Source organism: Nocardiopsis sp. NPDC006832, from assembly GCF_040635885.1.
Classification (GTDB): domain Bacteria; phylum Actinomycetota; class Actinomycetes; order Streptosporangiales; family Streptosporangiaceae; genus Nocardiopsis.
Genome location: NZ_JBEYLC010000048.1, coordinates 23,108 through 42,232 on the forward strand (window position 1 = coordinate 23,108; position 19,125 = coordinate 42,232).

The window sequence follows — 19,125 nt, forward strand, 5'->3', positions numbered from 1 at the left end:
CCTCCCTCTCAGCGGCTCTTCTGGTTGTGCACGTACTGCTTGATCGCTTCCAGCGGGGCGCCTTCGATGGTGGCCACGAAGTAGCGGTTCGTGCACAGCATCGGCAGGCGGGACTTGCAGGTGCCCGAAATTCCTCGCGCACGATCTTCCTCAGCCGTTCCTCGATTCAGCCCTCAGGACGCGGTATCGGTGCGTGGGGTGCCAGAGCACGTGGAGGGCTCGTTGGAAGGTGATGCCGCAGATCGAGCGCGGAGTGACGGGCGCGTAACTCATCGTATGGAAAAGGGCTGTTCAATGTTCCCGTTCGCGGAAGAGCGGCTATCCCCAGGGCTGAAGCCCGGGGTCTGCGCCGCCCGGAAAACTCAGATCACCTGATCGGGGTCGGGCGAATCGTCCCGTGTCACCGATATCCCGTAAGGTTGTCACCATGCCCGTCTTTCAGTTCAACCCACCGGAACGGTTCATCGCGGGGACCGTGGGACAGCCTGGGGAGCGCACCTTCTTCCTCCAAGCGGTGGGTGAGGGTCGTATAACCAGCGTCGTGTTGGAGAAGGCTCAGGTGGAGGCCCTGGCGGCCCGCATCGAGGAACTGTTGGAGGAGGTGCACCGCCGTTTCGGTGCCCCGCCCGGTGACGAGACCGCCCCCGAGGACGAAGGCCCCCTGGAACAGCCCATCGAACAGGACTTCCGCGTCGGCACCCTGGCCCTGGCCTGGGACGCCGAGGCGGCCCGCGTGATCATCGAGGCCCAGGAGCTCGACGAGTCCGGACCCGAGGAACTGGTCGAGGACGATGACGATGAGGAGGAGCTGGAGGTCTTCGCCGAGGAGGCCCCGGCCCACCGTGACGTCCTGCGCGTCTACCTCACCCCCGGTGAGGCGCGCTCGTTCGCGGGCCGCGCCCTGAAGGTGGTCTCCGCCGGGCGCCCCGACTGCCCCCTGTGCGGTCGTCCGTTGGACCCGGCCGGTCACATCTGCGCTCGCCAGAACGGCTATCGCCCGGACCGGCTCGTCTGAGCCGTGCACGCCGACGACACCACCGAGGGCGGACCCTCGCCCGCCGACTTCGACGGGATCGACCCCGCCGAAGGCGTCGACCTCCTCCGTAAGGGCGACCTGACCGTGCGGGGCCGCCTGACCACGGCCTCCAACGCCACCCTGTACTGCACGATCTCCGACGGTGACCGCTCGGCGGCCTGCGTGTACAAGCCGGTGGCGGGGGAGCGGCCCCTGTGGGACTTCCCCGACGGCACCCTGGCCGGTCGAGAGGTGTCCGCCTACGCGGTCTCCGAGGCGCTGGGCTGGTCCGTGGTGCCGCCGACCGTGCACCGCGACGGCCCCTACGGTGAGGGCATGGTCCAGTTGTGGGTGCACGGTGACACCACCGTCGACCTGGTCGAACTGTCCAGACGCACCGAACATCGGGGCCTGCGCCGGATGGCCGTGCTGGACACGGTGATCAACAACTCCGACCGCAAGATCGGCCACCTGCTGCCCGGTCCGGGCGGACACCTGTACGGCTGCGACCACGGGGTGTCCTTCGCCGAGGACTACAAACTGCGCACCGTCCTGTGGCAGTGGCAGGGACAGCCCCTCACCGAGGAGGCCCTGGGGGCCCTGACCCGGCTGAGTACCCGGTTGCGCGACGCCGAGGACCCGCTCTCGAAGGAACTGGACCGACACCTGACCGGCCCGGAGGTCTACGCGGTCCGCGCCCGGGTGGATCTGCTCGTCCACCACCGCATCCACCCCTACCCCGCTCCCGACTGGCCTTCCGTCCCCTGGCCACCCGTGTGAGCAGCATCAAGTCGTTCAAAGCTCGTTACCGGGGAGTAGGAATGGTGTTCCACCGACGGACACCGGCACAATGGTGCCTGTGAGCAACGAGTGGAACTACCTTTTCGACATGGACGGCGTGCTGGTACGCGAGGAGCACCTGATCCCCGGGGCCGACACGCTCATAGCCGAGCTGCGGGAGCAGGGGACCCCGTTCATGGTGTTGACGAACAACTCCATCTACACCCCGCGCGACCTGCGGGCCCGACTGCTCAACTCGGGGCTGGACATCCCGGAGGAGTCGATCTGGACCTCGGCGCTCGCCACCGCCCAGTTCCTGCAGACGCAGCGGCCCGGTGGTTCGGCCTACGTCGTGGGTGAGTCCGGTCTGACCACCGCGCTGCACAACGTCGGCTACGTGATGACCGAACGCGACCCCGACTACGTGGTGCTGGGGGAGACCCGCACCTACAGCTTCGAGGCCATCACACGGGCGATCCGTCTGGTGCGCAACGGCGCCCGGTTCATCGCCACCAACCCCGACGAGACCGGACCCAGCGCCGAGGGACCGCTGCCCGCCACCGGCGCGGTCGCGGCGCTCATCGAGAAGGCCACCGGACGCCGGCCCTACTTCGTGGGCAAGCCCAACCCGCTGATGATGCGTTCGGCGTTGCGTCGGATCGGTGCGCACTCGGAGAACACCCTCATGGTCGGGGACCGGATGGACACCGACGTGCTCAGTGGTCTCGAAGCCGGTTTGCAGACGGTGCTGGTGCTGTCGGGCATCTCCGGTCGGGACACCGCCGACGAGTTCCCGTACCGGCCCACCCGGGTGATCGGGTCGGTCAAGGACCTGGTGGGCAGGACCGGCGACCCCTTCGGTGACCAGGGATAGACGAGCAGTAGACGAGCAGGGGTGGAGACGAACACGACGGGGGCGGTGGACCATCGGTCCACCGCCCCCGTGGCGTCGTGTCAGGCGCTCTGTCGCTGCTTGGCGATCTCCTCCACCTTGGCCGCTTCTTCGCGGCGGCGGGCGCGGAGCAGTTCCAGGCGTTCGGCGAGAACCTCTTCGAGGTCCTCCATGCTGCGGCGTTCGAGCAGCATGTCCCAGTGCGTACGCACCGGCTTGGTGTTCTTGGGCTCCTCGCCATTGCCGTCTCGGCGTAGGGCGCGGTCGCCGCAGAAGCGGCATTCCCATTCGCCGGGGATCTCCGCCTCGGTCGCGAAGGTGACCGAGAAGCGGTGGCCCCGGGTGCAGTCGTAGGTGACTTCCTGCCGGGGAGCCAGGTCGGTGTTGCGGTCGTTCTCGTAGCTCGTCGCCCCGAGCCGGGTGCCGCGAAGTGCTCGCTCGGCCATCGTGTGGGTGCCTCCAGGCGCTCGTGCGGTCTCGCGGGGTGTAACGCGTTGGTCCACGTCAAGATTCCCCGACTGTCACGGGTCGAACCTCTTCGGTGGGTGCGGGAAGCCCGCGTGTGCCGGGGGGCCGGCTTGGCCGACCCTCCCGCTGGTTGTGATCTGCACCACTCTAGGGGTGATTGTCGGCGGCTCCGCGCAGCGACGCGGGTGCCGGGCCCCGCCCGAAGTCGGATCATCCGCGCGTTCGTTATCGACGAACGGCACTTTCGGCGAGGAGGCGCAGTTCAAGTCGGGTGTGAGCGGGTTTCGCACAATGGTCGTGGTGCGCCCGCCCCGGGCATTGGCGGGGCCGGTGTTGCGCAGGCTTCCTCTGTGGTCAAGAGGGTCGCGGATCCGGTTTTGGGTAATTCATTGTGCATTCCCGTGGCATAGGCGTCGGTCCGGCTGAGTGGTAGGTTTGCTCGCTGTGTGTCTGAAAGGCCGGATTGCTGTTGTTTCTCCGGCCTTTTTCGCGCATCTTCGCACGTGGATCGCGGGCTACTTCGGACGTGTCCCGCGACATGCACAAAGAGTGACGACGGAGCCGTATGACCGCTGATATCCCCCACGACGGCGTATCAACGTCGCGTTCCACCGCACCGCGGTGGCTCCTGCTCCTGGCCCCCTCGCTTCCGGTATGGGGTTGGGCCCTGTGGGCCGCCCACCCCGAGGCCCGGACGTCCGTCCTCACCGCCGGCGCGCTCACCCTCGTGCTCGGGGTCGCCCTCGCGCTGCTCCTGGCCGCACGGGACCGCCGCGTCGAGACACTGCGCGCCGAGGTGGAACGGGTACGGGCCGAGACCGCCGCACTCGGTTCGCGGACCCTGCCGCGCGTGGTCGAACACCTACGCCAGGGCGACTCCGCCGAGACCGCCCTGCACCGCGTCACCCTCCCGGAGGACCCGGGCACCTCTGAGGCGCTGCGACTGGCCGCCACCGAGATCTCCGCCGCCGAACGCCGCCGCTCCGCCGCGATGGCCGCCTGCGCCACGGCGGCCGGCCGGGTCCAGGCGCTGACCACCACCATGCTCGCCGACCTGCGCGCGATGCAGGAACGGCACGGTGACGTCGGAGGCGGGGACGAGATCCTCGGTGACCTCATGCACCTGGACCACACCACCGCGCAGGCCGGTCGCATGGCCGACGGCATCGCCGTTCTGACCGGCGCCCGTTCCGGCCGCCGCTGGAGCCGTTCCATCCCGATGGAGAGCATCCTGCGCGGCGCCATGGGTCGCATCGGCGCCTACCGACGGGTGCGCACCCACAGCGTCTCCAGACTGGCCGTGGCCGGGTTCGCCGCCGAAGGGGTCATCCACGCCCTGGCCGAACTGCTCGACAACGCCGCCAAGTTCTCCCCGCCCACCGCCGAGGTCCACGTCCATGTGGAGGAGGTCCAGGCGGGGGTGGCCATCATGGTCGAGGACGGTGGTCTGGTCATGGGCGACGAGGCCCTGCGCCGCGCCCGGCGGATGGTCGAGAGTGCCTCGGACATCACCACGATCTCCGGAACCCGCCTGGGGTTGGCGGTCGTCGGCAGGATCGCCCAACGCTATGGGTTGTCGGTCGCCTACCGTTCCTCCTCCCGCGGCGGCACCGGGGTGGTCCTGCTGTTGCCGCAGCGCCTCATCAAACCGCTGCCGGCGACGACGGACCCGGCGCCGAACACCCGGGTCCGGGCGGCCACCGAAACGCCCCCGTCCGACGTGCCCGCCACATCGACGGGTTCCGACGAACCGACCCCCACCGACGAGCCCGAGCCCCGGCTCTCGAACGGATTGCCCCAGCGTCGACGCGGCCGGACCCTCGCCGCCGTCGAACGCACCCGGACCGCCGCCCCCGCCGACAGCGACACCCCCGCGGACACCGGCCCCTCCACCTCGCCGAAGGGGTTCGGCGCGTTCCGCTCCGCCGTACGCGGCCCGGCCGACTCATCCAAGGACACCTGATGGATCTCGACAAGCTCACCTGGCTGCTCGAAGGCCTCCTCGAACGCACCCCCGGCACCCGCCACTCCCTCGTGCTCTCCCGCGACGGACTCAAGTTGTGCCACAGTTCCGGTCTGAGCACGGACAGCGCCGACCACCTCGCCGCGATCGCCGCCGGGCTCCAGAGCCTCGCCCACGGCGCCTCCAAGGAGTTCGGCAACGGTGGGGGCGGAGTGCGCCAGGCCATGGCCGAGTTCTACGGCGGTCTGCTGTTCATCGTGGAGGCGGGGCAGGGCGCCCACCTGGCCGTCATCACCTCGGAGGAGGCCGACCCCGGGCTGGTCGGCCACAACATGAGCGAATTGGTCGAGCAGTTGGGCGAATACCTGTCCAGCCCCGCCCGGGCCGGGACCGCGTGAGCCCCTCGCCGCGTCAGGAAGGCCCGGACCGGCTCTACGTCATCACCTCCGGGCGCAGCGGCGGCGTCGACGACACCTTGGACGCGGTGACCCTCATCGTGGCCGAGAGCGAACCCGCCCCCGGGATGCAGTCCGAGCACGCACACATCCTGCGCCTGTGCACGAGCCCCCTGTCGGTGGTCGAGGTCGCCGCGTACCTGGGTCTGCCCCTGACGGTCGTGCGCATCCTGCTCACCGACCTCATCGACACCGGTCGGGTGACCGCGCGCCATCCGACCCCCGCGCCCTCACCGGCGCACCCGCTCACCTCCCCGGACGTGTTGGAGAAGGTGCTCGTTGCACTCCACGACCTCTGAACCCGCACCCGCCGACGGAACCCTCGGCGTCCCGGGCACCCGACTTCCCGCCGGTGCCGCCCAGGCCCTGAAACTCGCCGTGGTCGGCGGCTTCGGGGTCGGCAAGACCACCATGGTGCGTTCGGTCAGCGAGATCAGGCCCCTGACCACCGAAGAGACCATGACCAGCGCGGGCGCCTCGGTGGACGACCTCAACGGGGTCGAGGCCAAGGGCACCACCACGGTCGCCTTCGACTTCGGGCGCATCACCATGGACGCCACCTCGGTCCTGTACCTGTTCGGCGCCCCCGGCCAGCAACGATTCTGGTTCCTGTGGGACCGCCTGTTCTCCGGGGCCCTGGGCGCGGTGGTCCTGGTGGACACACGCCGCCTGGAGGACTGCTTCTACGCCATCGACCGTCTGGAGGCCCAGGGCACCCCGTTCGTGGTGGCGCACAACGACTTCGGCGAGGCCGACCACCCCCTGGAGGACGTGCGCGCCGCCCTGGACCTGGACCCGGCCGTGCCCCTGCTGCGCTGCGACGCCCGCGATCGCGACTCGGCCAAGCGGGTCCTCATCGCCCTGGTCGAACACGTCCGCACCCTGGTGAAGGAGGGCCGACGATGAGCGGCTGCCCGATCGTCGAAGGCCGTGTCCCCTTGCACGGCCCCGAGTTCGAGACCGACCCGGCAGGCCTGTACCGGGCCATGCGCGCCGAATACGGCCCGGTGGTCCCGGTGACCATGGAGGGCGACGTCCCCGCGTGGCTGGTCGTGGGCTACCGGGAACTCCACCAGGTCCTCACCGAGACCGACGTGTTCCAACGCAGTTCCGAACGGTGGAACTCCTGGGACCTGATCCCGCCCGACTGGCCGCTGAACCCCCTGGTCATGCGCAGCCCCACCATCCTGTACGCCGAGGGCGCCGAACACAGGCGTCGGTCAGAGGCGGTCAACGACGCCCTGGCGGCGGTGGACGCGCACGAGTTGCGCACCAACGTCACCCGCATGGCCGACCGGCTCATCGACGGATTCTGCGCCTCCGACGGCGTGGACCTGCGCACCGCCTACACGGCCCGGCTGCCCGCCCAGGCCCTGGGGTGGATCTACGGTCTCGACGACGCCGGTGGCGACCACCTCGCCGAGATCATGACCACGATGATCGACGGCGGTCCGGACACGATGAAGGCACGAGAGTCCCTGATCGGTCTCATGGCCGACATCGTGACCCGGCGACGCGCCGAGCCCGGGCCCGACCTGGTCTCCCGGATGCTCGCCCACCCCGCCGCGTACACGGTCGAGGAGATCATCCTCGACCTCATCGTCGTCCTGGGCGGCGGCAACCAGCCCACCACCGAGTGGTTGGGCAACGCCCTGCGCCTGATGCTCACCGACGACCGGTTCGCGGCCTCGATCGTCGGGGCGCGCAGCAGCGCCCGCGAAGCCCTCAACGAGGTCCTGTGGGAGGACACCCCCACGCAGATCTACGCCGCCCGCTACGCAGTACACGACGTGCAACTCGGTGGAACGTCGATCCGCGGCGGCGACATGCTCCTCCTGGGACTGGCCGCGGCCAACCACGACCCCGACGTGCGCTCGGCGCCCACCGCGGCCGGCGATCGCGGCAACCACGCCCACCTGTCGTTCTCACACGGCGCGCACCGCTGCCCCTATCCCGCCCAGGAGATCGCCGAGGTCATCGCGATCACCGGCATCGAGGTCCTCATGGACCGACTCCCCGACCTGGAACTCGCCGTCCCCGCTCAAGAGCTCCGGTGGCGCCCGTCCCCTTGGGTACGCGGCGTCTTGTCCCTTCCGGTCACCTTCACCCCCGCGCCCCCACGAGGAGCACTCTGATGTCCTGCCCCGTACAGCATGGATCCTCTGGAACAGTCACCCTCGACCCCTACGTCAAGAACCTGCGCGCCGAACGCGAGGCCCTGTACGCCGCGGGTCCCATCACCCGTGTGGACCTGCCCGGCGGCGTGTCCGCCTGGGCCGTGACCCACCACGAGGCCGGTCGCGCCGCCCTCAACGACTCGCGCCTGGTCAAGGACATCGCGCACTGGGAGGACTTCCAGCAGGGCCGCATCCCCGAGGCCTGGCCGCTGCTCAGCACCATCCCGCCCGCGCCCACCAACCTCCTCGGCACCGACGGCGCCGAGCACAAGCGGCTGCGTCTGCTCACCGCCAAGGCGTTCTCCGCGCGCAGCATCGAGCGTCTGCGCCCGCGCGTGGAGGAGATCACCACCGAGCTACTGGACGCCATGGAGGCCAAGGCCGACGGAGGACGCCTGGACCTCAAGGGCGAGTTCGCCTTCAAGCTGCCGATGAACGTGATCGGTGAGCTCTACGGCGTGGACGCCGCCGAGCACGACTGGCTCCGCGACATGTACGTGCAGTTCTTCAGCGCGGTCACCACGCCGGAGGAGTTCATGCACACGTACAAGACCCTGGAGCGCTACTACGACGACATGATCGCCCACAAGCGCGCCAACCCGGCGGAGGACCTCACCACCGAGCTGCTCAACGCGGGCGAGAACGGCGACTCCCTCACCGACCTGGAGGTGCGCGGCACCCTGCAGGTCGTGGTCGCCGCCGGTCACGAGACCACCGTCAACCTGCTGTGCAACGCCGTCCGCGCCCTGCTGGCCCACCCCGAGCAGTTCGACCTGGTCAAGAAGGGCCAGGTCGGCTGGGACGCGGTGGTGGAGGAGACCCTGCGCTTCGACCCGCCCACCTCCAACTTCGTCTTTCGCTTCGCCACCGAGGACATCGAGATCGGCGGGACCACCATCAAGAAGGGCGAGGCGCTGATGACCTCCTACGGGGCCATCAGCCGCGACCGCGCCGAGCACGGCGAGGAGCCGCACCCCGACACCTTCGACCTGACCCGGAACAAGGGCCGTCACATCTCCTTCGGCTACGGCCCGCACGTGTGCCCGGGATCGCACCTGGCGCGAATGGAGGGCCAGATCGCCCTCCCGCTGCTGTTCGAGCGCTTCCCGGACCTGAAGCTCGCCGTCGACGACTCCGAGCTGGAGAACCACCCCTCCATTCTGGTGAACAGCCTCAAGGAACTTCCCGTCCTGCTGCGTCCCTGAGCGATCGAAAGGGCGTGGATCGTCCCCTCGACGGTCCACGCCACGGGCGTTTCAGGACGCAGTCACAAAACATTCAAGAAGTATAGAAAACAGACAGGAAGCTGCATTTCACCCTAGGATCGATGGTCCGAGGGGGTGCGCGGAGATGTCACGAAGGACGACGGCGGTGGTGGCCACGGCCCTGCTGTTCCTCACCGGCTGCGGTCTCGCGCAGGGAACGGCCCCGGCCCCCCGAGTCGAGGCCGGCCGGGGCGTCGACGCCGAAGAGGCCGCCGAGTACATGACGGCGCTGGTCCGATTCAGCGACCCCGAGGGCATGCGCGAGGGACTCACCCTCGCCGAGGAGGACTCCACCGCCCATACCTACCTGCGCCACTACGCGCAGGTGACGGCCGCCAAGGCCGAGGCGGGCGAACTCCTGGACAACGCGTCCCTGGAACCCGTCCCCGACGGTTTCCGGATGTGCCTCCCCGGGGCCGACGACTGCGCGGACTTCACCGACTTCACCGTCGGGGAGGACGACCTCCTGACCGGATTCCGGATCGACGGTCAGGACCCGGGAGAGCGCATGGTCAGCGGTCACGGGGTCGCGGCGAGCTCCGCCGGGGTCGACGTCGTCCTGCTCACCGCCTACCAGACCATCACCGACGACACCCTGGTGGTCTCCGCCGAGTTCACCACCGTCGACGACGTCGACCTGGACCTGCCCGGCGCCACCTACACGGCACCCGACGGCACTCGAAGCCGGGTGGCGGAGACCGTGGGCGAGTACTCCCTGAGGGCCGGTACCGCCACCCAGGCGGTCCTGTACTTCCCGGCCGCCCCCGTCGGTGGCAAACTCACCATCGGCGGCTGTCTCGCCGAGTGCTCGTCCCAGGTCCACCTGGACTTCCCCGTCGACTGAGGAGCCAGGGCCATCGCGGCCGTTACCCCGCCCCGATCCTGGATCCGCCACCCCGGCCTCGTTTCCTCCGTGCTAGATGATCTGCTCGGTCGGAAGCATCGTGATCTCGGTCAGGTTGACGTGTTTGGGGACCGCGCTCATGAAGGCGACCGTCTCCGCGACGTCTTCTGACGAGAGGACGTCGATCCGGGTGATCAGGTCGGCCATGAGCCTGCTCGCCGCCGGATCGGTGACGTGGTCCGGCAGTTCGGTGTCGACCATGCCCGGCTCGATCGTCGCCACGCGGATCTTCTTGCGGCCCAACTCGGTGCGCAGCAGCCTGGTGAGTTGGGTGACGTAGGCCTTGGTCGCCGAGTAGACCTGGAATCCCTCCAGGATCCGGACGGCGGCGATCGACGAGGTCGTGATGAGATCGGCGCTGCGGTCGGCGTTCGCGGCCGCCTCCAGGGACGGCACGAAGGCCTGGATGGTGTTCATGACGCCCTTGATGTTGAGGTCGATCTGGGCGTCCCAGTCCGCTGTGGCCAGGTCGGTGATGCCGGAGATGAGCTGTACACCGGCGTTCGCGAAGACGAGGTCGACCGAGCCGAGCTCGTCGGCGACCCGGTCGGCCGTCGCGAGGACGGCGGCGCGGTCGGTGACATCGGTCGGCAAGGCCAGGGCGGTTCCGCCACCGGCACGGATGCGGTCCTCGACCTGGTCGAGCCGGTCGCCGCGGCGGGCCACCAGCGCCACCTTCGCGCCGAGTTCCGCGAAGCGGACGGCGGTCGCTTCACCGATGCCGCTGGAGGCACCGGTCACCACGGCGACACGCCCGGCGAGCCGGGTTCCGGAGACGACCTGGGCGGAGGGCCGGATGCTCTGCGTTGTGTTCATGTCGACAAGCATGCGGTCGGTTCCGCCGAGCCGGGGGGTAGTGGTACGGCCCCCCGCTAGCCGGGGCTCGCGCCGTGCTCGTCAGTAGGCTCAGGGCATGCCACGCACTGAGCTGGGCCGGTTCCTCATGACCCGCCGCGCCAAGGTGACACCGGAGGCCGTCGGAATGCCCGCGACGGGCGAGCGCCGTGTTCCCGGCCTGCGCCGCGACGAGGTCGCCACGATCGCCGAAGTGAGCGTCGACTACTACCGCCGTTTGGAGCAGGGCAAGGAGACCCGCCCCTCGGAGGTGGTCCTCGCCGGCCTCTGCCGGGCACTGCGGCTGACCGAGGCAGAGAACCGGCACCTGTACGCCCTGGCCGGTGCGGCACACCGACTCGGTGAAGAGGCGACGATCCAGCCGGTGCCGGCGGAGTTGCTGAACCTGATGGATTCGTGGAGTCACTCGGGCGCGATCGTGCTGGATCCGGTGCTCGACGTCCTGGCGATGAACACCCGGGCACAGGAGCTGTTCGCCGGTTTCGAGGAGACCGCGAACCTGCTGGAGATGGTCCTGCTGGACCCCGAGGGTCGCCGGTTCTTCGTCGAGTGGCAGGCCTCCGCCGAGGCGACCGTGGCCAACCTGCGCGCCAGCGCCGACTTCTCCGTGGCTCCCGCCCGGCTCCGGGAGCTGCTCGACCGATTGGAGGCCGAGAGCCCGGAGTTCCCCGGTCTGTGGGCGCGCCACGACGTGCGGCCCAAGACCCATGAGACGAAGGTGTTGCGCCACCCCGCCCGGGGTCCACTGGGCATCGAGTTCCACGCCTTCAACGTCGCCAGCGTGCCCGGGTACCAGCTCCTGATCTACCAGGAGCAGGGAGCCGAGGAGGAGCGCCGTGGAACTTAGCGTTTCCCACTCGCCTGTGGAACCCATGCCGGCGAACAGGACCGTGCCTTGGGCGAAACTCACCGACGCGGCCACACCGATGGCCTGCGTGAAGGTGGCGAACAACGATCGGTCGTCGGTGGGTCCGTGTCCAGTGAACCCGGCGCAGAACACACGAGGAGCGCCTGGACATTCTTCAGCTTCCGGTGGACTCCGCCGGGGATCAAAGGGCCCGCGCGACGTGCTCTCGGGCGCGCCGAAGGGCGATGGAAGTGCCACGCGCCCATGGGGAACACCTAGTTCGGCGTGCGGGGTATCGTCACCACCCACAGGAAGACGGCGACGTCGGTATCCGCTTCGAACGTGTAGTCGGCGGTGTTCTCGATCCGTGCCGATCCTCCTTCGGTGACGTTCAGGTCCGATGACCCCGATCGGACCCGAAGCCGGCCGTGGAGAACGTGCGCCATCGACTCGGGCGCGTTCATGGCGGGAGAGGCGTGATAGCGATCGCCCTCGACCAGGTGCCACTTCCACAGCTCGACGAACACCTGGCTCGACTCGACCGCCTGTAGCAGGCACGCCCAACTCCCGGTCGGGGTCGACCACACCTGGACCCCCTCGGGGGAACCCTCCCCGAGCACACCGACCAGTGCCGGGAACGTCGTGCCCAGCGCGGACGCGATCCGGTCGATCGTCGCCAGACTCGGGTTCGCCTGACCTAATTCGATCTGCGTGAGCATCCGTCGGCTCACACCGCTGAGTTCGGCGAGCCTCACCACGCTCAGGTCCTTGCCTCGCCGCACCGCACGGATGCGGTTGCCCAGGAGGACGACGACCTCTGGTCGAATCCGCTCGCTCATGAACCCCTCAGTCAGTACCTCAGGACGCACCCAAGGTGGGCACTATAATGCTCACCATGCCCTCGTTCGGTCACCGTACCGACCGGCCTGCCATACGCATACGTCAAGGTGAGAGGCGCGAATGACCCGGACCCAAGCGATTCCGCCGTCGCCGGAAACAGGCGCGTCGCAGCCCAAGCTCAGCATCCTACGATGGCAGGCCGCCTACGGCACCCTCGGAATACCCCAGGCCGCCGCACCCATCGCCTTCGGTCTGCTGGCCCTACCCCTGACGGGTTCGGTCGAGTCGGGCGCCGCGATGGTCTTCGCCATGACCACGGCACAGATTCTCGGCGCCGTTCCCGTGTCACGCCTGGGCAGGCGCTTCAACGGCGTGCACTATCTACGGGCCCTCATCGCCGTGCGCACCATCGCTCTCGCCGCGGTCACCGTGCTGGCGGCCGTGGGCGCCCCGTTCGCGTTCCTCATGATCGCGGTCGTCGCCGCGGGCGCCGTCAACGGAGCGGCCTACGGATACCAGCGCACCCTCCTCAACCACCTGGTCACCCCGGACCGGCTGCCCCGGGCGTTGGGCGTGGCCGCGACGCTGAACGAGATCAACTTCGCGTTGTCGCCCGTGCTCGCGTCCCTGCTCGGCGCGATCTCCCCGGTATGGGCCATGGCGGTCATCACCGCGCTCGGGGTGGGGCCGATCCTTCTGACGCCCCGGATTCCGCAAGCACGCGGACCGAACCAAGACTCGGCCGCCGGCGGTAAGGAGCGGGTCCCGGCTGAGGCGTTTCTCTGGCTGTTCTGCGCGGCCGCGGGCGGCGGTGCGGTCGCGGCCGTCGAGGTCGGCGCCGTGTCGTTCGCGCTCTCCTTCGGACTCGCACCGGGCTGGGCCTTCCTCTTCGCCTCCGTACTGTGCGTCGGCGCGGTCATCGGCGGCGTATGGGTCAGTTTCCGCAACCGTATGCCGGAACGCTGGAAGGTCGCCTGCTTCCTCGCGGTGAGCACCGCGGCGTCCGGGGTGATCCTCATCGGGGAACACATCGCCCTGACCCTGGCGGGCGCGGCGGTCCTGGGGTTCTTCCTGCCGCTCCTGGGGACCTTCTACTCGCTGGTCCTGGACGAACTCGCACCGCCCGACCGTCGAGCGGAGATGTTCGCCTTCCTGCGCACGGCGAGCGCGATCGGCATCATCGCCACCAGCGGACTGCTCGCTCTCCTGGGGTTGCGGGCCGCGCTCATCGGCAGTACCGCACTGCTGCTGACCGCGTCGTGTCTGGCCGTTCTCCACGCCACCTGGTCCGTGCGTGGTCCAAACGCACACACCGTGTAGCGCACCGCGAGTCACGCCCTGTCTCGTGCCGGGATCGCCTTCCGTCACCCACGGGCCGAACCTGGGGTGGATGGAAGAGGGCGACACCGAGAAAGCATTCCGGTCACCAGGCGTCCGTGACATCTTTTGGACGGGTCATGTCACGAAGCCAGATCCTGGTCGAGGCCGCCTGTACCGTCCCGCCGAAGATCGCGGCCCGCTCGCGGCCCCGGTAGACCGCCTGGCCGAACCCGCGCCGGGGACGCGAGACCTCCACCTTGCCGGCCGTGCTCGGCGTCCCCCGCGCCCTCATCTGCTACGAACACCCGGTTGGGCATACCGATGACTTTCGAGCCGAGCCCTGAGCTTCACTCGTCCGGGGAAAGGTCCTGTTTGTGTGCCAGGCGTTCCCAGGCGTCGGAGAGGTTGCGCAGGTCGTTCACCACTCGCGCGCGCTCCTCCGAGGAGAACCCGGCCAACAACAGTTCGTCGAGGTGGGCCGCGTGTACTGCGGTTTCGGCGAGAATCCGTTCCCCCTCAGCCGTGAGGTAGAGAAGCTTGCGCCGTGTGTCGCTCGTGCAGGTGCGGCGCTCGATGAGCTGGCGGCGGTCCAGCCTGCGGGCGACATCGGCCATGGTGGATCGGTCGAGCGCGGCCATGACCGCCAACGACCCCTGGTCGCCCCCGGGTGTGCGCTGGATCGCGCGCATCACGGCGAACTGCGGGCCGGTGAGCGTGGAGTCGACGACGCTCACCCACAGCGCCGTGTAGGTCTGGTAGAGCCGCCGTATCAAGTAGCCGGGGGCAGTGAGCAGCTCGGGGGGCACTTCGGGGTGTGGTTCGCTCTGTTGCCCCGTGTGGCGCGTGTGCTCCATCCGGTCGCTATCACCCACTGTTCTCTCCTTCGAATCGTGGCCTCTACGCCGGGCTGGACGTGTCGTCGGCCCGGATGACGCGGCGCTTCCCGGTCAGCCCGAGGGCGACCCTATATCGCGAGGAACCGCAGTCGTCACGACACCCTCCAGGCGAACATTGCAGACACATCACGCGAACCAGACTTTTCACAGAACCTCTTGACGTGAGCTGGGTTACATGTAGATAGTCAGTATACGGATTATCCGGGTACGGATGATCTGCGGGCGGTCGCGGCCCCGAGCCACGCCCGTCCGCGGCAAACCACCCACGGTTGGAGGAGCCATGGACCAGAACAACCTCAATGACTTGTGTGTACGCCAGTTGTCCCTGAGCGGTGTTCGCGACGGTGAAACCCTGGCGGTGCTCTCCCAAGGGGACGAACGCGCCTCCTACGCCGACGCCTTCCTCTTCGCCGCCCAGGAACTCGGCGCGAACACGTTCCACATGCGGCTGCCCAGCGCACGCGGTGACGCGGGCGCGTGGGCGGTCGGCGAATCCGGCCTGGCCGGCAACCAGGTCGCCGTCGACGCCCTCAAACAGGCCGACATGCTCATCGACCTCACGTTCCTGCTCTTCAGCAAGGAGCAGTTCGAGATCCAGGGCGCCGGCACCCGCATCCTGACGGTGGTCGAGCCGCCCGAGCTGTTGTCCCGCCTGATGCCCACCCGCGAACTGCGAGAGCGGGTGGAGGTCGGTGCCGAGATCCTCTCCAAGGCACAGACCATGCGCATCACCAGTCCGGGCGGCACCGACGTGACCTACCGGCTGGGTGTGTACCCCACCATGAGCGAGTACGGCTACACCGACAAGCCGGGCCGGTGGGACCACTGGCCGGCCGCGTTCGTGTTCACCGGAGCAGCCGACGACGGGGTGGACGGGACCATCGTTCTCTCGCCGGGCGACGTCTTGTTGCCGTTCAACACCTATGTGCAGTCGCCGGTGACCCTGACGATCGAGAAGGGGTTCATCACCGACATTCGCGGCGGCTTGGACGCCGAGCTCCTGTCGTCCTACATCGCCTCCTTCAACGATCCCCGCGGCTACGGGATGTCCCACGTCGGCTGGGGGCTGGACGAGCGCGCCCAATGGCACGGCCTGACGCAGTTCCCCGGAGGCATGGGCATGGAGTTGCGGTCCTTCTACGGCAACGTCATGTTCTCCATCGGTCCCAACAACGAGTTGGGCGGGCCCAACGACACTCCCTGCCACTTCGACATCCCCATGCGCAATTGCAGTCTCTTCCTGGACGGCGAGCCGATCGTGTTGGACGGTGACATCACCGTGCCCGAGATGCGTCCCGCCGAACGCCGTTGACCCCTGCCCGCACTGCCGTGCACCTTGAACAGAGGAGGAACCGGTGACCGACTACCGGATCGGCCTGGTCGTTCCCAGCTCCAACCTGACCATGGAGACCGAACTTCCGCGCATGCTCCGCGCGCGGGAGACGGAGCGACCCGAGGAACGCTTCACTTTCCACAGCGCACGAACACGCATGCAGCAGGTGACGCCCGAGCAGCTGCGGTCGATGAACCAGCAGAGCGAGCGCGCCGCCGCCGAGCTGGCGGACGCGCGGCCGCACGCCGTGGCGTCGGCGTGCCTGGTCGCCATCATGGCCCAGGGCCCCGGCTACCACTGCACTGCCGAGGACACCATCCGCGATGTACTCGACGCCGAGGGCGCCTCGGCCCCGGTCGTGTCCAGCGCCGGTGCCCTGCTGTCGGGGATCTCGGCGCTGGGGGCGAAGCGCGTCGCCATCATCACGCCCTACATGAAGCCGCTGACCAAGATGGTAGCCGACTACATCGAGGACAGCGGGATCGAGGTGGTCGACGCGGTCAGCCTGGAGGTGTCCGACAACCTCGCGGTCGCCGGGCTCGACCCGGCCGATCTGGAACAGCACAGCCAACGGCTGAACCTGAGCCGGGCCGATGCGCTGGTGACCTCGGCGTGTGTGCAGATGCCGTCGCTGCCGGCGATCCCTGCCCTGGAGAAGCGCGTGAACCTGCCCGTGCTCTCGGCGGCGACCGCGACCACCCACCGGCTGCTCAGCGAGCTCGGCCTGCGGACCGAGGTCCCCGACGCCGGTAGTCTGCTGAGCGGCAACCACCCCGGGGCCTGACATGAGAGAGTTCCTCGCCTCCCGGGGGGTCCACCCCTCGCTGCACACGTACTTCGTCACGGCGCTGTCCTACATGGCGCTGGGCCTGTTCTCGTCGCTGATCATCGGCCTGATCCTGGAGACCATTGGTGACCAGGCCGGAATCGGTTGGCTGACCGAGGCCGGGGTCATGACCATGGCGATGTTGGGGCCGGCCATCGGCGCGGCCGTGGGCTACTCGTTGAATGCACCGGCGCTGGTGCTGTTCTCGGCGGTGGCCACCGGGGCCTTCGGTGCCGAACTGGGCGGCCCCGCCGGGGCCTTCCTGGCCGCGGTGCTGGCCACCGAGGTCGGAAAGCTGGTCTCCGGACAATCCCGCTTGGACATCGTGCTGACCCCGTCGGTCACCGTACTGACCGGTTTCGGGGTGTCGTGGGTGGTCGGCCCGGCCATCGACAGCGGGATGCGCGGACTCGGCCAGATCATCATGTGGGCCACCGAACAGCAGCCGGTGCTGATGAGCGTCGTGGTGGCCGCCCTCATGGGCATCGCGCTCACCCTGCCCATCTCCAGCGCGGCCATCGCGGTCATGCTGGACCTGAGCGGACTCGCGGCAGGGGCGGCGACGATCGGGTGCGCAGCGCAGATGATCGGCCTCGCGGTCACCGGCTTTCGGGAGAACGGTTGGGGCGGGGTGGTCTCGCTCGGATTGGGCACCTCGATGCTGCAAGTGCCCAACATCGTGCGCAACCCGCTCCTGTTCGTCCCACCGACGGTCGCCGGCGCCGTACTGGCCCCCATCGCGACGGTGGGTTTCGCGATGGAGGGAAACGCTGCCGGCGCCGGTATGGGCACCTCCGGCTTCGTCGGTCCACTCATGACCGTCGAGACGATGGGTTTCAGCACCGAGGTGTTGCTGCTCATCGCGGCCTTCCACTTCGTCCTACCGGCTCTGGTCGCCTGGTTGGTCTACCTGCCCATGCGCCGTATGTCCTGGATCGGTGAGAACGACCAGCTGATCCGCCAGAGCTAGAACATCGACCCCCTGTGGCTAATCGCACTCTCACACCTGTTGGAGTAAGGATGTCGTCCCGTCAGTCCTATGAAGTGGTCATCGCCGGAGGTGGCCTCGGAGGCCTCACGGCCGCCCTGGCCATGCGCCGCCGCGGTCTGCGCGTCACCGTCCTGGAACAGGCCCCCGAACTGGGCGAGGTCGGTGCCGGAATCCAGTCCGCACCCAACGCCAGCCGGATCCTCGTCCACCTAGGCCTGCGCGAGAAGCTCGAGGAGATCCGCACCGAACCGCAGGACCAGGTCCGGCGGCGATGGAAGGACGGCAGCGTCATCGGTCAGACCCCGCTGGGCGACCGGTGCAAGCGTGAGTTCAACGCTCCCTACTGGCACTACCACCGGGCCGACCTGCACCGCGTCATCCTGGACGCGTGCACCGACCCGGCGGGTGCCGGTCCCCCCGTACAGGTGGAGATCAACAGCCCGGTCACCGACGTCGACGACAGCGACCCCGAACGTCCCGTGGCGGTGACCGCCGACGGCCGCCGTTACACCGCCGATGTGCTCATCGGCGCGGACGGTCTGAAGTCCCGCGTCCGTGACGCGGCCGGTTTCCCCGACACGCTGCGGTTCTCCGGTGAGATGGCCTACCGGGCCCTCATCCCCGGGGACAAAATCGCCGCCGACCCCGCCACCCGTTGGTTGGTCGACCGGTTCCAGAGCACCATCTGGTACGGGCCCGGGCGCCACCTGGTGCACTACGTGATCAACGGGGGCGAGTACCTGAACGTGGTGGCGATCGTGCCGTGCCCGCCCGAACTCGCCTCGCACAGTTCGGTGCCGACCTCGGTCCAGGAACTGGCCGACGCCTTCCCCGGCTGGGACGACCGGGTGGCCACCATGCTCTCCAAGGCCGAGAGCACCGGCGCCTGGCCGCTCTACTACCGCCGCCCCGACCCGGTCTGGGTGAACGGAAGGATCGCCCTGCTCGGTGACGCCTGCCACGCGATGCTCCCTTACCAGGCCCAGGGCGCCTCACAAGCGATGGAGGACGCCGCTGTCCTGGCCGAGGAGCTGGGCGCGGTCACCGTCGACAAAGCACCGGAGGCACTGGCACGCTACGTCTCCCGCCGCGCGCACCGGGCCGGCATGGTCCAGGAGGCGTCGCTGGCCAACATGGAGCTGTACCACCTGCCTGACGGTCCCGAGCAGGAGGAACGCGACCGCAAGCTCCGTGACTTCCACGGGGAATCGGCGATCTCCTACGAACTGTTGTGGCGTGGGACACCGCTCGACGATTCCGACTCCGAATCCTTCTCCTACCAGTTCATCCGCTGAGGA

At 68.7% G+C, this 19,125-nt stretch carries 20 protein-coding genes; 16 read left to right on the plus strand and 4 right to left on the minus strand.

Annotated elements, in window-relative coordinates; all coding sequences use genetic code 11:
• The first annotated feature begins 427 nt into the window (after positions 1-427).
• From ABZ717_RS20915 to ABZ717_RS20925, 3 genes are all read left to right on the plus strand, one after another.
• Positions 428-1,015: a DUF3090 domain-containing protein gene (locus ABZ717_RS20915; protein ID WP_358513063.1), complete on the plus strand. Its 588-nt coding sequence runs from the start codon at positions 428-430 to the stop codon at positions 1,013-1,015.
• Positions 1,016-1,018: 3 nt separating this feature from the next.
• Entirely contained in the window at positions 1,019-1,795 is a 777-nt protein-coding gene (locus ABZ717_RS20920) for an SCO1664 family protein (RefSeq protein ID WP_358513065.1), read from the plus strand.
• A 70-nt stretch (positions 1,796-1,865) separates the two neighbouring features.
• Positions 1,866-2,669 carry an HAD-IIA family hydrolase gene (locus ABZ717_RS20925; RefSeq protein WP_358513067.1) on the plus strand — a complete coding sequence of 268 codons (804 nt, stop codon included), beginning with the start codon at positions 1,866-1,868 and terminating at the stop codon, positions 2,667-2,669.
• An 80-nt stretch (positions 2,670-2,749) separates the two neighbouring features.
• On the opposite strand, the gene ABZ717_RS20930 is transcribed toward ABZ717_RS20925, so the two are convergent.
• Complete coding sequence (locus ABZ717_RS20930; protein ID WP_304075711.1) at positions 2,750-3,133, minus strand: RNA polymerase-binding protein RbpA; 384 nt, start codon at positions 3,131-3,133, stop codon at positions 2,750-2,752.
• 587 nt (positions 3,134-3,720) lie between these two features.
• Between ABZ717_RS20930 and ABZ717_RS20935 the strand changes: the two genes are divergently transcribed.
• The 7 genes from ABZ717_RS20935 (at position 3,721) to ABZ717_RS20965 (ending at position 9,859) form a co-directional block, all read left to right on the plus strand.
• Positions 3,721-5,118 (plus strand): ATP-binding protein, encoded by a 1,398-nt coding sequence (locus ABZ717_RS20935; RefSeq protein ID WP_358513069.1) that lies wholly within the window; start codon positions 3,721-3,723, stop codon positions 5,116-5,118.
• Positions 5,118-5,516 (plus strand): roadblock/LC7 domain-containing protein, encoded by a 399-nt coding sequence (locus ABZ717_RS20940; RefSeq protein ID WP_358513071.1) that lies wholly within the window; start codon positions 5,118-5,120, stop codon positions 5,514-5,516. Before ABZ717_RS20935 ends, ABZ717_RS20940 begins: the two co-directional genes overlap by 1 nt.
• Positions 5,513-5,872: a DUF742 domain-containing protein gene (locus ABZ717_RS20945; protein WP_358513073.1), complete on the plus strand. Its 360-nt coding sequence runs from the start codon at positions 5,513-5,515 to the stop codon at positions 5,870-5,872. Before ABZ717_RS20940 ends, ABZ717_RS20945 begins: the two co-directional genes overlap by 4 nt.
• The gene (locus ABZ717_RS20950; protein ID WP_358513075.1) at positions 5,853-6,479 is read left to right on the plus strand and encodes an ATP/GTP-binding protein; all 627 of its coding nucleotides are present in this window, start codon (positions 5,853-5,855) and stop codon (positions 6,477-6,479) included. Before ABZ717_RS20945 ends, ABZ717_RS20950 begins: the two co-directional genes overlap by 20 nt.
• Positions 6,476-7,708, plus strand: a complete 1,233-nt coding sequence (locus tag ABZ717_RS20955) for a cytochrome P450 (protein ID WP_358513077.1) — start codon at positions 6,476-6,478, stop codon at positions 7,706-7,708. The genes ABZ717_RS20950 and ABZ717_RS20955 overlap by 4 nt, the downstream gene beginning before the upstream one ends.
• Positions 7,708-8,955 carry a cytochrome P450 gene (locus ABZ717_RS20960; protein WP_358513079.1) on the plus strand — a complete coding sequence of 416 codons (1,248 nt, stop codon included), beginning with the start codon at positions 7,708-7,710 and terminating at the stop codon, positions 8,953-8,955. Before ABZ717_RS20955 ends, ABZ717_RS20960 begins: the two co-directional genes overlap by 1 nt.
• 145 nt (positions 8,956-9,100) lie before the next feature.
• On the plus strand, positions 9,101-9,859 hold the full coding sequence (locus ABZ717_RS20965) for a hypothetical protein (RefSeq protein ID WP_358513081.1): 759 nt from the start codon (positions 9,101-9,103) through the stop codon (positions 9,857-9,859).
• A gap of 72 nt (positions 9,860-9,931) precedes the next feature.
• Here ABZ717_RS20965 and ABZ717_RS20970 read toward each other — a convergent pair whose 3' ends face one another.
• A complete protein-coding gene (locus tag ABZ717_RS20970; protein WP_358513083.1) occupies positions 9,932-10,735 on the minus strand; it encodes an SDR family oxidoreductase in 804 nt (267 codons plus the stop codon).
• A 97-nt stretch (positions 10,736-10,832) separates the two neighbouring features.
• On the opposite strand from ABZ717_RS20970, the gene ABZ717_RS20975 reads away from it, so the two are divergent.
• The gene (locus ABZ717_RS20975; protein ID WP_358513085.1) at positions 10,833-11,621 is read left to right on the plus strand and encodes a helix-turn-helix transcriptional regulator; all 789 of its coding nucleotides are present in this window, start codon (positions 10,833-10,835) and stop codon (positions 11,619-11,621) included.
• A 275-nt stretch (positions 11,622-11,896) separates the two neighbouring features.
• On the opposite strand, the gene ABZ717_RS20980 is transcribed toward ABZ717_RS20975, so the two are convergent.
• On the minus strand, positions 11,897-12,460 hold the full coding sequence (locus tag ABZ717_RS20980) for a helix-turn-helix transcriptional regulator (RefSeq protein WP_358513086.1): 564 nt from the start codon (positions 12,458-12,460) through the stop codon (positions 11,897-11,899).
• Positions 12,461-12,581: 121 nt separating this feature from the next.
• Here ABZ717_RS20980 and ABZ717_RS20985 point away from each other — a divergent pair, with 121 nt between their 5' ends.
• Complete coding sequence (locus ABZ717_RS20985; protein ID WP_358513088.1) at positions 12,582-13,781, plus strand: MFS transporter; 1,200 nt, start codon at positions 12,582-12,584, stop codon at positions 13,779-13,781.
• Between the two features lie 347 nt (positions 13,782-14,128).
• Here ABZ717_RS20985 and ABZ717_RS20990 read toward each other — a convergent pair whose 3' ends face one another.
• A complete protein-coding gene (locus ABZ717_RS20990; RefSeq protein ID WP_358513090.1) occupies positions 14,129-14,653 on the minus strand; it encodes a MarR family winged helix-turn-helix transcriptional regulator in 525 nt (174 codons plus the stop codon).
• 304 nt (positions 14,654-14,957) lie between these two features.
• Between ABZ717_RS20990 and ABZ717_RS20995 the strand changes: the two genes are divergently transcribed.
• The 4 genes from ABZ717_RS20995 to ABZ717_RS21010 are packed head-to-tail and all read left to right on the plus strand — an operon-like array spanning position 14,958 to position 19,122.
• Entirely contained in the window at positions 14,958-15,989 is a 1,032-nt protein-coding gene (locus ABZ717_RS20995) for a leucyl aminopeptidase (protein WP_358513092.1), read from the plus strand.
• A gap of 43 nt (positions 15,990-16,032) precedes the next feature.
• Entirely contained in the window at positions 16,033-16,794 is a 762-nt protein-coding gene (locus tag ABZ717_RS21000) for an Asp/Glu racemase (protein WP_358513093.1), read from the plus strand.
• Position 16,795: 1 nt separating this feature from the next.
• A complete protein-coding gene (locus tag ABZ717_RS21005) occupies positions 16,796-17,806 on the plus strand; it encodes a PTS sugar transporter subunit IIC (protein WP_358513095.1) in 1,011 nt (336 codons plus the stop codon).
• Between the two features lie 50 nt (positions 17,807-17,856).
• Positions 17,857-19,122 (plus strand): FAD-dependent monooxygenase, encoded by a 1,266-nt coding sequence (locus tag ABZ717_RS21010; protein ID WP_358513097.1) that lies wholly within the window; start codon positions 17,857-17,859, stop codon positions 19,120-19,122.
• Positions 19,123-19,125 lie beyond the last annotated feature (3 nt).

Coding starts and splice junctions, on each gene's coding strand:
- ABZ717_RS20915 (WP_358513063.1), top strand. CDS start 428: ATGCCCGTCTTTCAGTTCAACCCACCGGAACGGTTCATCGCGGGGACC.
- ABZ717_RS20925 (WP_358513067.1), top strand. CDS start 1,866: ATGGTGCCTGTGAGCAACGAGTGGAACTACCTTTTCGACATGGACGGC.
- ABZ717_RS20930 (WP_304075711.1), bottom strand. CDS start 3,133: ATGGCCGAGCGAGCACTTCGCGGCACCCGGCTCGGGGCGACGAGCTAC.
- ABZ717_RS20935 (WP_358513069.1), top strand. CDS start 3,721: ATGACCGCTGATATCCCCCACGACGGCGTATCAACGTCGCGTTCCACC.
- ABZ717_RS20940 (WP_358513071.1), top strand. CDS start 5,118: ATGGATCTCGACAAGCTCACCTGGCTGCTCGAAGGCCTCCTCGAACGC.
- ABZ717_RS20955 (WP_358513077.1), top strand. CDS start 6,476: ATGAGCGGCTGCCCGATCGTCGAAGGCCGTGTCCCCTTGCACGGCCCC.
- ABZ717_RS20960 (WP_358513079.1), top strand. CDS start 7,708: ATGTCCTGCCCCGTACAGCATGGATCCTCTGGAACAGTCACCCTCGAC.
- ABZ717_RS20965 (WP_358513081.1), top strand. CDS start 9,101: ATGTCACGAAGGACGACGGCGGTGGTGGCCACGGCCCTGCTGTTCCTC.
- ABZ717_RS20970 (WP_358513083.1), bottom strand. CDS start 10,735: ATGAACACAACGCAGAGCATCCGGCCCTCCGCCCAGGTCGTCTCCGGA.
- ABZ717_RS20975 (WP_358513085.1), top strand. CDS start 10,833: ATGCCACGCACTGAGCTGGGCCGGTTCCTCATGACCCGCCGCGCCAAG.
- ABZ717_RS20980 (WP_358513086.1), bottom strand. CDS start 12,460: ATGAGCGAGCGGATTCGACCAGAGGTCGTCGTCCTCCTGGGCAACCGC.
- ABZ717_RS20985 (WP_358513088.1), top strand. CDS start 12,582: ATGACCCGGACCCAAGCGATTCCGCCGTCGCCGGAAACAGGCGCGTCG.
- ABZ717_RS20995 (WP_358513092.1), top strand. CDS start 14,958: ATGGACCAGAACAACCTCAATGACTTGTGTGTACGCCAGTTGTCCCTG.
- ABZ717_RS21005 (WP_358513095.1), top strand. CDS start 16,796: ATGAGAGAGTTCCTCGCCTCCCGGGGGGTCCACCCCTCGCTGCACACG.
- ABZ717_RS21010 (WP_358513097.1), top strand. CDS start 17,857: ATGTCGTCCCGTCAGTCCTATGAAGTGGTCATCGCCGGAGGTGGCCTC.